The sequence below is a fragment of the Paenibacillus dakarensis genome (assembly GCF_001373415.1).
Taxonomy (GTDB): Bacteria; Bacillota; Bacilli; order Paenibacillales; family Paenibacillaceae; genus Paenibacillus_AQ; species Paenibacillus_AQ dakarensis.
This window is the reverse complement of the sequence record NZ_CDSE01000068.1, coordinates 1-13720: the sequence shown is the minus strand read 5'-3', so window position 1 is coordinate 13720 and position 13720 is coordinate 1. Positions and strand designations below refer to the sequence as shown.

General features: G+C 45.2%; 9 protein-coding genes. All 9 read left to right on the top strand.

Going from position 1 to position 13720, the window contains the following annotated elements:
• The coding region (locus BN1234_RS16335; protein WP_170308066.1) for an S-layer homology domain-containing protein at positions 1 to 1746 on the top strand (1746 nt) is incomplete at its 5' end.
• A gap of 114 nt (positions 1747 to 1860) precedes the next feature.
• Positions 1861 to 2205 carry a hypothetical protein gene (locus BN1234_RS16330; protein WP_054957730.1) on the top strand — a complete coding sequence of 115 codons (345 nt, stop codon included), beginning with the start codon at positions 1861 to 1863 and terminating at the stop codon, positions 2203 to 2205.
• A gap of 380 nt (positions 2206 to 2585) precedes the next feature.
• The gene (locus BN1234_RS16325) at positions 2586 to 6134 is read left to right on the top strand and encodes an Ig-like domain-containing protein (RefSeq protein ID WP_054957729.1); all 3549 of its coding nucleotides are present in this window, start codon (positions 2586 to 2588) and stop codon (positions 6132 to 6134) included.
• A gap of 137 nt (positions 6135 to 6271) precedes the next feature.
• Positions 6272 to 6760: a hypothetical protein gene (locus tag BN1234_RS16320; RefSeq protein WP_054957728.1), complete on the top strand. Its 489-nt coding sequence runs from the start codon at positions 6272 to 6274 to the stop codon at positions 6758 to 6760.
• Between the two features lie 111 nt (positions 6761 to 6871).
• The gene (locus BN1234_RS16315) at positions 6872 to 7159 is read left to right on the top strand and encodes an alpha/beta-type small acid-soluble spore protein (protein ID WP_054957727.1); all 288 of its coding nucleotides are present in this window, start codon (positions 6872 to 6874) and stop codon (positions 7157 to 7159) included.
• Positions 7160 to 7480: 321 nt separating this feature from the next.
• Positions 7481 to 8683, top strand: coding sequence for a methionine adenosyltransferase (metK, locus tag BN1234_RS16310; RefSeq protein ID WP_054957726.1), 1203 nt, complete (start codon positions 7481 to 7483; stop codon positions 8681 to 8683).
• A 338-nt stretch (positions 8684 to 9021) separates the two neighbouring features.
• Positions 9022 to 11721, top strand: a complete 2700-nt coding sequence (locus BN1234_RS16305; protein ID WP_054957725.1) for a stalk domain-containing protein — start codon at positions 9022 to 9024, stop codon at positions 11719 to 11721.
• A gap of 45 nt (positions 11722 to 11766) precedes the next feature.
• Entirely contained in the window at positions 11767 to 12921 is a 1155-nt protein-coding gene (locus BN1234_RS16300; protein ID WP_054957724.1) for a sensor histidine kinase, read from the top strand.
• A gap of 4 nt (positions 12922 to 12925) precedes the next feature.
• Complete coding sequence (locus BN1234_RS16295; RefSeq protein ID WP_054957723.1) at positions 12926 to 13648, top strand: response regulator; 723 nt, start codon at positions 12926 to 12928, stop codon at positions 13646 to 13648.
• Positions 13649 to 13720 lie beyond the last annotated feature (72 nt).

Here is a 13720-nt window from a genome sequence, read left to right as displayed (position 1 = left end):
ACGCTTACCGGCGGTTCTTTATTGAGCGAAATAAACGGCAGAGATCACAAGGAGTTCTATACCATTTCAGAGAACGGTAAAGAAGTAGTCGTTCATCTGCTGAAGATAGAACTGCCGAAGACAGGGCTTCAAGCTATTACGATCGGCTCACGGCTCCAGTCAACGACAGTTTCCGAAACGATAGAAATCACAAGAGAGATACCGGATGCTGTAGTGCTCTCACCTAAGCTTCCTCAAGAAAGTGTTGTGAAGCAGAACTTTATTACGGTGAGTATTATGGCAGACGGAGCGGACGAGGTACTGCTCGGTAAAGAGAAGATGAAGAAGTCCGAGATGAACAGCGGCATATACCGTCTAGATGTGAATAATCTTAAACCAGGCAAGAATACGATTAAATATACGATTGTGATCGGTAAAGAGAAGAAGAACAGATCGTTCGAAGTTACCTATATTGACGAGGTTTCCGAAGGAGCCCAGTACAAGGCCAGTCTGTCGAAGTCAGGTAAAGTGTCTGTATTTAAGGGGAATGTGGTTATCAGCGTTCCCAAAGGCACTGTACTTAGACAGGCCCTGAGTGGACCAACAGCTCCAACGATCAACCTGTTTAATGAGCGTAACATTGTATTTGGAATCGCGAACCCGCTCGATGGCCGTACTGTAAAAGAGTATAACCGGGTAGGTGAAGTGTCGAACGGAGTAGAACAGGATGGCAAGCTGGATTCCATTAATGCGATAGATCGTATATCTTCACAGCTGCGTCCTGTAGATCATTTCGGATATGCATCCAATCTGTATTGGATCGATGCAGGATATTTTAACAATCTAACGAACAACACAGTTGATCTGGAGAAATATTCATTAACTGAAGCGGATCATCCATACACCACTCGTGGAGCGGACTTCACGAAGCGGTTAACGGCGAAGGATTGGATGGAACCAACACAGCCAGGAACGATTACGCTTAAATACGACTCCAAGCTGGTTAATGCAGCATCTGGTAACCTCGGTATTGGATGGCTTAACCCGATCAATGGCACATGGACTAATATTGGCGGCAAGGTAGATGAGAAGAAGAAGACGGTGACTGCTCCGTTCAACGGGTTTGGTTACTATGCAGTCATGTCCTTGCGTTATAGTTATGATGATGTCATCGGTCACAAGACAGCTAGAAGTGATATTGAACTGATGCTGGCAAGAGGAATCATGAGAGCATCCTACCCGAATAACTTTGGTGTATATGATGAGATGACACGTGGTGAGTTTGCAACTCTGCTTGTTAGAGCGCTGAACATCCCACTGGATTATGAATCAGATATTAACAAGTTAACCTTTGATGATGTAGGAACAGTAATTACGCCGCAATGGGATTACCGCTACATTGAGACAGCTGCCCGTAAAGGAATTATTAGAGGTATAGCACCACGCGTATTTAACCCTTCAGGAGTTTTGTCACGTGAAGAGGCAGCGAACATCATCGCACGTGCCATGGAATTGAAGATGGGTGATATTGAGAAGGATAGAGTGAAGCTGCAGAAGCAGTTCACCGATACCAATACGATTAAATCGAATTACTCCATCCCTGCTATTATGGCAGTGACGAAGGCTGGAATTATTACAGGTATTCCTAACAGCTTGCAAGAGGGACAGAAGAAGCAGACATACCGTTACGATCCGAGCCGCATCTTGAACCGTGCGGATACAGCTATCATTGTGAAGCGAATTATGGCTAAACTAAAAGTATTATAGACAAAGACAAGTCGGCTTCTAACTTTCTTTCCTTATCTAATTTTTGTAATTTGAAGAAAAATGCGCTACAATAACCAATGCACATACTATTTTTTAGAGGGTGAAGTAGAAATTATGAAGCCGATTTTATCAAAAGCACAGTTGGACTATATGAAGGCGAAGACTCAATTCGAAGATAGAGCCAAGGTTATGGAGAAGAAGATTGAGCTTGCTCGCCGTGAACATGGTGAGGTAACCCAGGAGATCATGGAAGGGCTTGTACTCGAAACCGGCTTCCACGATGCGTTTAACCAACTGACACTTGCAGAGAATGACCTGATCCAATGGTCCCACGTTACAATTAAGCATGAGAAGGAATATCGCGATAACAAAAACGAGATCGAAATGATGTACAGCAAGTTGAATGAGGATCCAGAAATGCGTGCTCGTGTGATCCAGCTCGCTATGAAAATTCGATAGATTATGACAAGACGCCGAAAGGCGTCTTTTTTTGTTTTAATGTTCGTATTCATTATGTTAGATGATGTCACAATGAAGAAATCAGGTTTTTTAAAAATAATAAAAAAAATTTGGTAACACCCGCAACTTTTTCCGCTGCAGAACGTTTAAGATGTAGAACGCAATGAAACAGCCAAAATGTACCTCATGAAGAAACTTGTCTATTAAATAGAAAATTCTTCTTTACGGTCTATTGGACTCATTGTATAATACCTAGGTAGGATTATAGGAATACTACGCTAGTTTGTATTGTTCAATTTGTTTACCAGTTTCTGTGATACCCGTCACAGACATCATTTATATGATCTCTGCTCACACTCGGGAAAGGAGGTGTACGACGAATGAGTAATAAGAGCTATCATTTCAATCAAATTAAAGAAAATAATCAGGTTTCGATTCAAGGAGGAGAAAAAAAGGTTATGAAGAAAATTTTATCCGTAGCACTGTCTACAGCAATGGCATTCTCAATGTTTGCTTCTGTTGCATTCGGTGACGATGCTAAACTTACTCCGCAACAAAAATTTGATGTATTGCAAGATGCTAAGATCCTGGCTGGATATCCAGACGGTTCCGCTCATCTTGAGAAAGATTTGACTCGTGCTGAGTTCGCGAAAGTAGTATCCAGCTTGATGGGCCTTAAGCCAATCACTGGCCAACTGTCTTTCAAAGATAAAGGTTACACAGCTAAGAACTGGGCTGTTCCTTACATCGAAGCAGTATACTCTGCTGGTCTGATGGAAGGTAAGAACACTACGAAGATGATCTTCGACTACAACGGTAAAATCACCGTTCAAGAAATGGCTGCAGTTCTGGTTCGTGCACTGAAACTTGAACAGCCAACTGAAACTAACAATGATGCATCCGCTTGGGCTAAAGGTTACGTTCAAGCAGCAGTAAACGCTGGTATCATCGATAGCAGTGCAACTCCAAAAGCAAATGCAACTAGATCCCAAATGGTTGACACTGCATATGCAATTTGGGTAGATCAACAACAACCTAAAGTAGTTTCTTACGAAGTTAAAGAAGACGGTAAAGTAGTTGAGTTCAAACTTGCTAACGATTCCGTTGTTAAAGTAACTTTGGAGAAAGCTCTTGTTGCTAACACTGAAACTGTAGTTTCATTCGAAAACGGTGGCTACAAGTACAGCGAGAAAGTAACTTGGGTTGTAACTACTGCTACTAAGGTAGACAGTGCTTCTGCAACTAACCTTAAAGAAGTAGTGGTTAAATTTAACGGTGAAGTTGACAGAGATTCTGCAGAGAATGCAGCTAATTACACTCTCAGATCCGGAAAAATTATTGATTCCGTTTCTCTCTCAGATGATAATACTACTGCTACATTGTTGTTGAAGACCAGTCCTTTGAACAACAACAAAACAGATGCAGTTTCTGTATCAAATATTAAAGCTGGTTCTGCAACAATTAGCGCTACTAATGTAGAATTCACAGCAGTTGACAATGCTCTTCCAGAAGTTTCTTCTGTTGTATCATTGGGAACTAAGTCTGTGAAAGTTGTATTTAGCGAGCCGGTTAAAAATGCAAGTCAGTCTAACTTTACGCTTGATGGCAAAGAGTTCTTTGGTAAGGTTACAGTAAGCAACAACTACAGAACGGTTGTTCTTACTCCATACAATACTTCTGCATTGGCAGTAGGCGAGCACAAACTTACTGTAAGCGGAGTTAAAGACTTTGCTGATTTCGTATCACTGGCATCCTCGCATGACATCACAGTTGTAGAAGACAAAACTGCTCCTACAATTGCTGAAGCAACAGCAACTCTGGAAAGCGTAACAATCACTTTCTCTGAAGATGTTGATGTTGATACTATTGATGCTGGTAAAGTTTACTGGAAATCTGGCTCTAACAAAATTACTGCTGTTAGTCCTAAGCAACTTGCAGATAATAAATGGAGATTTAATTTCGGTGTAGAAAAATCTCTGCCAACTGGACCGGTTTCTATCTTTGTTGAAGGTGTGAAAGATTATTCTGGTAACGTGATCGCTGCGGATACATCTGTAGTTGTTACACCTGAAATTGATCAAACTCGTCCTGTAGTAAACGCAGTTTCTGCAGAGAATGCACGCGAAATAAAAATTACATTCTCCAAAGCTGTTAATGAAACTAGCGCAGAAACAAAAGGGAATTACACTGTAAAAGACGAAGATGGTAAATCTATCACAGTGAGAGAGGCTGTTCGTGACAATCTCGATCATAGAGTAGTTCGTGTGTATCTGTACACTGACTTGTCTGTTGGTGGTGACAACACGCTGACAATCCAAAACGTCAAGGATGACACGAAACTCCAAAACACTATTCTTGATTACACTGGAAAAGTCAATTTGGCTGACAAGGCAGCTCCTAAATTCGACTCGACAACAGTTAATACAGATGAGCGTCGTGTTGTAATTAAATTCAACAAGAAGATGGATGTTGAGTCATTGGCTAACTACTCCAACTACCTTGTTCAAATTGACAACCAGTTCCAACCGTTGACATCTGGAATCGCTGAAATCACACCGTTCCAAGATGGTACTGCAGTTTCGATTAAGTTTGCAGAAAGCATTGGAAACAAGATTGTTGATCTGGCCGATGGAGTTGGAGCAGCAGGATACACTCATATTAATGCTTTGACGGTATTGGGTGTTAAAGATTTGAATGGCAATGTTCTGGCTGAATTCACACAAGGCGGGTCCGTTAACAAAATTGACTTGACTGAAGATACAGTTATCGCATTGGATGGTAAAGCTGAGCTTGTTGACAGAAGAACAGTTAAAGTGAAATTCAACTCGGGTATCAACAATTACGCTTCTGGCGCATTTGTAAACCAAGCAGAAAACGCTCCTGGAGTGAGCTCTGTAGAAGTTAATGGTACTTCAACTGTTTTGGTTAAATTCAATGGTGACCTTAATACAGACGGAAGCAATTTGGATCTGAGAATTGACTTGTCTAAATTGGTTACTAACGCTGGAAATGCAAACGGTGGTCTTGTTGATGTGTCCGCAGGAGATGCAAACTTGAAGGATTCCGTTAAGCCTGTTGTTCAAAAACCTAGCAATAATGCAGATGTTTATCCATTCCCTGTGGAATATACTAACGGAGTGGCAAGCTTCGAGATCACTTTCTCTGAGCAATTGAAGACGAATGCTAACGTAGCTAGTGACTTCAAAATTTATCGCAACACAGATAACAAAGAATTGCTTATTGCTGAAGATCAATTTACCGCATCGGCTACTGGTAACAAAGTAACCATTACTTTGAATGATACGGCAACAAGAAAGGTAGATACAGAGTATCGTGTTGAAGTGAAAGATGCTCGACTGATTACTGATATTGCTGGTAATGCAGTTGCTAATTTCGATGGAATTAGCGCTGAGGTTGAAGAAGGAGCAACTTCTGTGTTGGAGAAGGCTGTTGCGGATGCGCAGGCTGATCTGAACGCAGCAAAAGCTGATACAACGGCTGCACAAACAGCAGTTACTGATGCAACTAATGCTAAAACAGCAGCAGATACAGCTCTTGTAGCAGCAAAAGCTGCTACAACGGCTGCACAAACAGCAGTTACTAATGCAACTGAAGAGAAAGAGGAAGCTCAAGCAGCCTATGATGCAGCTGTTGCAGCTCTTCTAGCTGATCCATCTAATGTAACAAAGCAGGAAGCTGCAACTACAACACAACAAACGCTCAACCAAAAAATTCTCGCTGAGTCCACTGCAAAAGCTGAACTTCTTGAAGCAACTACTGCACAAGAAGCTGCTCAAGAAGCTGCAGATGATGCAGCTGCTGATTTAACATCAGCTCAAGCAACTCTGACAGCAAAGAAAGCTGCTGAAAAGGAAGCTGAGGAAGCATTGAAGGAAGCGAAAGATGCTTTGGAAGAAGCTAGTAAGTAATTAACTTAAGAACCTTTAAGTAATGAAAGCTCTGTAGAGAATATTTCTCTGCAGGGCTTTTCTCTATTTATAAGGATTTTAATTGAAAACTGCCATTAATTAATATAAATTAGATAGTAATAGAAAGAGGTGCTATCATGAAACAAACCCCAAAAATCATAGCTGCAAGCGCAATCCTTGGCTGCACCTTAATCGCTGGTGCATTCCTTAACCCATCTGCCGACGGAGCAGGAACTGCTCAACCCGGCACAACCGACGATCCGGTTGTAACGAAGAGCTACGTAGACCAACAAATTCAACAGGCACTTGGCGGTGGTACAACTCAGCCGGGTAACCCAGGTACAACAACAGAAGACGAGATTAAGGTCGTAACTTTGAAGCCGGGTAAAATCTTGATCGCTGATGCAGGGGCTGAATTTATTGTTCGTTCCGGTAAAGCGATTATTTATACGCAAGATTCTAACGGTGTTGCAGATCTGACGGACGGTAAGGATCTATTGAATGGACAAGCTGCGCCACTGAACCATCTGTTGTCTTTCCCGCGGGATGGCCGGGGAATCAAGGTTAAAGATGGAGTGACCAGCAACCTCATCGTTATGGTTCGCGGCGGTTACACCATTCAGTAATAAAGGTTCTACCTTAATTATTGCCAGATGTGACAACGTTTTATACGTGTATGATCGATTTAAAACACTAATAATACTCCTGTAAACCAATATTGCAGGAGGTGCATAGGCATGGCAAATAATAAACGCAGTAATCGTCAGGTCGTACCGGAAAGCCGGAGCATGCTGAATCAGATGAAGTATGAGATTGCAGCGGAGTTTGGTTTGAACGTAGGACACAGCAGCTCGTATGGAGCAGATACCGAATTTGGTTCCGAGCTTGGGGTTATGAGTGGAAGCTCGTCTTCCAGACGCCCTGGATGGGGTCATTTGACTTCCCGCGAGAACGGTTCTGTAGGCGGCGAAATTACGAAGCGATTGGTTCGTCAGGCAGAGCAGGGTCTGTTCGGCCGACTGTAGTATTTTGACACGAGGTTATGGTTCTTATTCCATGGATTTTAGTGAATACTTAAAAGTGAAGAAATGCTGCAGAAGAAGCATGAAAACCAGCTTGCCTGCTGGATTGACACCAGGTTTTAAATAAGTTAATATGCATGTTGAGGATTGTACATTCAACCTTTTCCAATTGGAAAAGGTTCATTTTTTGTGTAGGACCTCTTCAGCAATATAAGAAGTATAAAGTCGGTTTATATTCTTATATTGCTGATGAAACGCGCCGTACTTAGAAGATGAAGGGCGTTTCACATGTAAACTATACTATCCATATGGGAGGTTGATCTCATGTCTGTAACAGGGCGACGTTTATTTACATCTGAGTCCGTAACTGAAGGACATCCGGATAAAATCTGTGACCAGATTTCCGATGCGGTACTCGACGCTTTCCTGGCCAACGATCCCAACGCACGCGTAGCATGCGAAGTATCTGTAGCAACAGGTCTTGTATTGGTTATTGGTGAAGTGAGTACGAAATCTGAATATGTGGACATTCCGTCCATCGTAAGAAATACCGTGAAGGAAATCGGGTATACCCGTGCTAAATACGGTTTTGATTACAATACTTGTGCGGTGTTAACATCGCTTAACGAGCAGTCCGCTGATATCGCACAGGGGGTAAACGCTGCACTGGAGAATCGTGACCCATCCCAAATGGATCAGGAAACCGAGAACATTGGCGCAGGCGACCAAGGCTTGATGTTCGGATTCGCTTCCAACGAAACACCTGAACTGATGCCTCTTCCCATCGCATTGTCTCATCGTATTGCACGCCGCTTGGCGGAAGTGCGTAAGGACGGTACACTGAGCTACCTTCGTCCAGATGGCAAGACTCAAGTAACGATTGAGTATGATGGCGATACACCTGTGCGGGTAGATACGATTGTCGTATCGACTCAGCATGCTGAAGAAATTACACTGGAGCAGATCCAGAAAGATATTAAAGAACATGTCATTCTTCCGGTTGTTCCTGAGGAACTGCTGGATGACAAGACGAAATATTTCATTAACCCTACAGGCCGTTTTGTTATTGGCGGACCACAAGGGGATGCTGGTCTTACAGGCCGTAAGATCATCGTGGATACGTATGGCGGTTATGCTCGTCATGGCGGTGGTGCGTTCTCCGGTAAGGATCCAACGAAAGTGGACCGTTCCGCAGCATACGCAGCTCGTTATGTAGCGAAGAACCTGGTTGCCGCAGGCCTTGCTGACAAGTGCGAAATTCAGCTTGCTTACGCAATCGGTGTGGCTAACCCTGTTTCGATTAGCGTTGATACTTACGGAACAGGTAAAGTCAGCGAAGAGACACTGGTTGAGCTCGTTCGCAGCAACTTCGACCTTCGTCCGGCTGGCATTATCCGCATGCTTGACCTTCGCCGTCCGATTTACAAGCAGACTGCAGCATACGGCCACTTTGGACGTACAGATGTAGAGCTGCCTTGGGAACAAGTCGATAAAGCGGAAGAGCTGAAAGCTCAAGCAGGTATCTAAGATAGATCGCAAGCTTTTGGCTTAGCCTTGAAGGTAAAGCCATGCAATCATTTGGATAAAATATAAGGAATGACCTACAAGAAGCTGGTATCTGGCAACAGATATCGGTTTCTTTTTTTTATGCTTAGCGCACATTTGCTAGATTCATTTCCTGAAACTGTATGTCTATTCCGCGGAAAATGTCGAAAACATTTGATAAATGAAGCGAAACTAGTAGAAAGATGGTAATTTTGCGTAACTTTTCCCCTGAATTTCAGTCTATTAAAATAGAGGCTTTTGCGTTCAGAGCACAACTTGCTAGTCTCAAGCGAATAATAGATGGGAGAGTTACAATTTATATGATACGTAAGGAAGAGTTAACAACGTCTAGAGCAGGACAGTCAGGGAAGAAGTGGTTAGTAATAACGCTGGCAGGAGTGATATGGATTGCGCCGGTTCTGGGGAATGGCATTCCGGTGCTGAACGGTCCTCTATCTGCTTCTATAGTAGAAGCCGCATCATCTTCTGTTAAGAAGCTTAATGAAGAGATGATTACTTCGGGTGCGAAGCTTATAAAATATCAATTCACGACAGGCTCGCAGACTTCGCTTGCGGATGTCATTGAGGTAGATTTGAAGAATAAGCATGTGAAGCTGGATGTGATGACAGGGAAAGACGGTTATTTTACAACGAGACAAAGCACCGGCGGTATGGCGAAAGAGAATGGCGCTGTGGCTGCGATTAACGGGGATTATTTTGTTACAGGAGCAGAAGGCGCTCCAATGGGCGGGCAGGTGTCAGGCGGACTCCTGATGTCCACACCGTCGATGCTGAAAGGAATGTATGCCTTTGCCGTGACGAAGGACGGAACACCGATGGTGGATGAATTCACGTTCTCGGGAAGTGTTACAGCGGAGAATGGCCAACGATTGCAGCTGGCAGGCATGAATAAAACAGCTTATATACCGGAGGGCGGAGCTTCGAACTACAGTCATCTGAATGCGGCGTATATTTATACAAGTGCATGGAAAGCAGTTGAACGCCCGGCAAAAAGTGCCACTACGCCAACCGAGGTCATGGTAACGGACGGAGTGATTACGGAAATATCCGATAAGGCGAGCATTCAGTCAACGATTCCAGAGGGAAGCTTTATCCTGCGGACACATGGAACGGCGGCGACCTTTGTGAAAAATAACCTGCAGGTAGGCCAGCACCTCTCTGCGGATTATGCGCTTGTGTCCAAGAAGAACGGAAAACAGATCGATCCGGAATCGCTGCAGCTGATGATTGGCGGACATACGATTCTGGTGAATGACGGCAAGGCAGCAGCTTTTTCACGGGATGTAAGCAGCATTGGAGGGTACCGTGCCCGTACAGCGGTGGGCTATTCAAAGGACGGGCGTTACGCCTATCTGATCGCAACAGAGAAGCATGGCGGAAGCGCCGGCATGTCACTGAGTCAGCTGCAGACCTTCATGACGAGTATCGGAGTATGGAAGGGGCTGAACCTGGACGGCGGCGGCTCCACGACTATGGTGAATCGTCCGCTGGCCGAAATGAACACCACCCTTACGTTTAACACGGAGTACGGAACAGCGCAGCGCAGCATCGTGAATGCGCTGGGTGTGTTCTCGACTGCGCCTAAGGGTGAGCTGAAAGGCTTTAAAGTGAGCGGGAATACAACTCTGCTCATCGGGCAGACAGGCTCATACCAGCTGAAGGGCTATGATACCTATTACAATCCGGTAGATATGCAGACCGTAACGCCAACCTGGAAGTCCAGCAACAGCAACATCAAGGTGAGCGGACAGACGGTGAAAGCTGTCTCGCCAGGCAGATCCACGGTTACTGCCGTGAGTGGAAATGCCAAGGCAGCGATGGAGGTAAAAGTCCTTGGAGCAGACGATATAGCGTCGCTGCAAGCAAGTATAGGAGCGGCTCCATTAGCTGCAGGAACAACCGTCTCCGTGCCTGTGACAGCGACACTAGGCACCGGAGCAAGCATCGATGTGCCGGATAGCGCGCTGAAGTGGGAGTTTGTCGGCTTCAAAGGTAAAGTAACGGACGGGCGTCTGACGGTTACATCCGTGAATGCGAACGCCAAGGTAGGCTACGCCATAGCCCGCTATGACGGTTTTAGCACCGTGGTCGTCCTCTCGGCAGCGGGAGAAAGCACGTGGGAGAATTTTGAGAATGTGAATTATCCGGTTAACTTCACAACGAATGTATCCGGGGTTACCGGAAATGCAGCCATTGTGAAAGGAAGCGGCACACATTCGAATTCCAAAGTCTTGAAATTGGACTACGACATGAACGGCGGAATCGGGCAGAAAATGTACGCCTACGCTCAGTTTAACGGCTCAACCGGCAAATTGATCCCGGCTGCAGCTACGGCGATGACCCTTGACGTGGACGGGGATCATAGTCTAAACTGGCTCCGCGCGGAATTAAAAGATAAGAACGGCAAAACCGTTTACGTCGATCTGGCCAAAGTGATTGACTGGAAAGGCTGGAAGACGCTGAATATCGATCTGAGTGAATATAACATCGCATTCCCGGCACAGCTGAAGAGATTGTATGTGGTGAATGTGGAGGAAGGGCAGGATGAGCGGGCACTGAGCGGCTCGGTATCTTTTGATGATATCCGGTTTACGATGCCGGCGCTGTCGAGCGATGCAGGTCTGCCAGCAGGGACAGCCGTGATGACGATCGGCAAGAAGTCCCTGACGATGAATGGTAATAAAGTAGCGATTGACTCAGCCCCGCTGCTGAAGAATGGTACAACATACGTTCCGATCAGGCATGTACTTGACGCCTTTGGCGGTCAGGCCTCATGGAACAAGACAGCGAAGCGCGTAACCGTACTCCGCGGCAGTAAAGTGATGGATCTGACGGTTGGCAAAAAAGAGCTGGTGCTGAACGGAAAACGAATGTCGGCAGCGGTAGCACCTATCATTCAAGGTGGTAGGACTTTAGTCCCTTTACGTCTAGTATCAGAGCAATTGGGCCTGAAAGTAAAATGGGACAAGAAAACGAAGACCGTTACGATCGAATCGTGATATGGTATGATGTGTATATGAAACGTTAGAAATGGAGTAGAGTGCGTGGATTATCAAGCTGATGCCATCGACCGTGTCATAAAGAATGCCATCCAAGTGATGGAAGAGAGTAAATACCAGATGTTTGAAATATTAGAGACTTCGCGTGATGAGCTGGTGTCTCTTAATCAGGATCTTAAGAAGGTACTGAAGGAAACGACCGAAACCTTGGAGAAGGTAGATCAGTTGGAGCTGAACTACCGCCGTTCCCGGATCCGGCTGACAGAGGTCAGCCGGGATTTTGTCCGGTATAAGGAAGAAGACATAAAGCAAGCGTACGAGAAGGCGACACAGCTTCAGCTTGATCTAATGATTTACCGGGAGAAGGAGATGTACCTGAAGGCAAGGCGCGACGAGCTTCAGAAGCGGGTCCGCAGTGTCGAGAATTCGGTAGAACGCGCTGAATCTATCGGTTCCCAAATGGGTGTAGTATTGGAATACTTGTCCGGTGAGGTTGGGCATGTATCCCGAATTGTTGAAACAGCTAAAAATCGCCAAGTGATAGGCTTGAAGATTATATTGGCGCAGGAAGAAGAACGAAAACGCATTGCCCGTGAAATTCATGATGGACCCGCTCAGCTGCTGGCGAATTTGGTTCTTCGGACAGAAATTGTAGAAAGAATGCTCGCCAAGCAGGAATTTAAGATGGTCCAGGACGAAATAGTAGATTTGAAGGGTCAGGTGCGGTCTAGCCTGGAGGAAATGCGTAAAGTCATCTTTAATCTGCGGCCAATGGCGCTGGATGATTTGGGTCTAATTCCTACACTCCGCAAATACGTGCATGATTTTGAAGAGAAGACCAAAATCCGCATGTTATTTGAAACACGAGGCAAGGAGCATCGTCTCTCTTCTGCGATGGAGGCGGCCATCTACCGGCTGGTGCAGGAAGCACTTACGAATGCGGCTAAACATGCTTACCCGACATATGTACTGGTGGAGCTTACTTACCAAGCACAGATGATTAAAATCGTCGTACAAGACAACGGACTAGGATTCAGAGTTGAATTACTGGAACAGAAGAGCAAGGACCACTTTGGGTTAATTGGCATGCGGGAGAGGGTCGAGCTGCTCGAAGGGAGAATGGAGATCGAATCTGCCGAGAACGAGGGCACCAAGATTATCATCCATATCCCGACGAACGTAGATAAGAGAAAGGAGTAACAGGATGGAACATTTAGAGAACGAAAATCCGGTCATTAAAGTGTTATTAGCAGATGATCACCAGCTATTCCGTGAAGGATTGAAACGTATTTTGAACATGGAGGAAGACATTGATGTCATCGGGGAATGTGGTGATGGCATTCAAGTGTTGGAATTCTGTAATCATGTTAAACCGGACATCGTACTGATGGACATCAATATGCCTTCGGAGAACGGTGTGCAGGCTACCGAGAAGCTGCGCGAGCTGTTCCCGGAGATTAAGGTCATTATCCTTTCGATTCATGATGATGAAAGCTATGTGTTCGAGACACTCCGTAAAGGTGCGAATGGTTACTTATTGAAGGATATGGAGGCTGAGTCGCTGATCAATGCGATCCGGTCGGTTCATGAAGGTTTTGCTTTCATTCATCCGAAGGTGACGGGTAAGCTGATCCAGCAGCTCCGCCGTATGACTTACGTTAATGAAGCCGGGGCTATGGCCGAAGGCGGCACACGTGAGGCCGGTGTGAAATTTGTTGCCGGAGATAATAACCCGTTAACGCGCCGCGAAGCTGAAGTTCTTCGTCTGATGGCTGAGGGCAAGAGCAATAAGATGATCGGGGAATACCTGTTCATTAGTGAAAAAACCGTAAAAAACCACGTCAGCAGCATTTTGCAAAAAATGGAGGTCGACGACCGTACACAAGCGGTTATCAACTCCATCAAGTATGGCTGGGTGACACTGTAGGCTGTAATCCGAAGCACGGATCCAGCCCTGACATATGGGAGAGGAATCGCCAGGGATTGGCGGTTCCTTTTT

Bases quoted from the DNA above. Each gene is read 5' to 3' on its own strand.
- BN1234_RS16330 (WP_054957730.1), top strand. From the start codon at position 1,861: ATGAAGCCGATTTTATCAAAAGCACAGTTGGACTATATGAAGGCGAAG.
- BN1234_RS16320 (WP_054957728.1), top strand. From the start codon at position 6,272: ATGAAACAAACCCCAAAAATCATAGCTGCAAGCGCAATCCTTGGCTGC.
- BN1234_RS16315 (WP_054957727.1), top strand. From the start codon at position 6,872: ATGGCAAATAATAAACGCAGTAATCGTCAGGTCGTACCGGAAAGCCGG.
- BN1234_RS16325 (WP_054957729.1), top strand. From the start codon at position 2,586: ATGAGTAATAAGAGCTATCATTTCAATCAAATTAAAGAAAATAATCAG.
- BN1234_RS16295 (WP_054957723.1), top strand. From the start codon at position 12,926: ATGGAACATTTAGAGAACGAAAATCCGGTCATTAAAGTGTTATTAGCA.
- BN1234_RS16305 (WP_054957725.1), top strand. From the start codon at position 9,022: ATGATACGTAAGGAAGAGTTAACAACGTCTAGAGCAGGACAGTCAGGG.
- metK (WP_054957726.1), top strand. From the start codon at position 7,481: ATGTCTGTAACAGGGCGACGTTTATTTACATCTGAGTCCGTAACTGAA.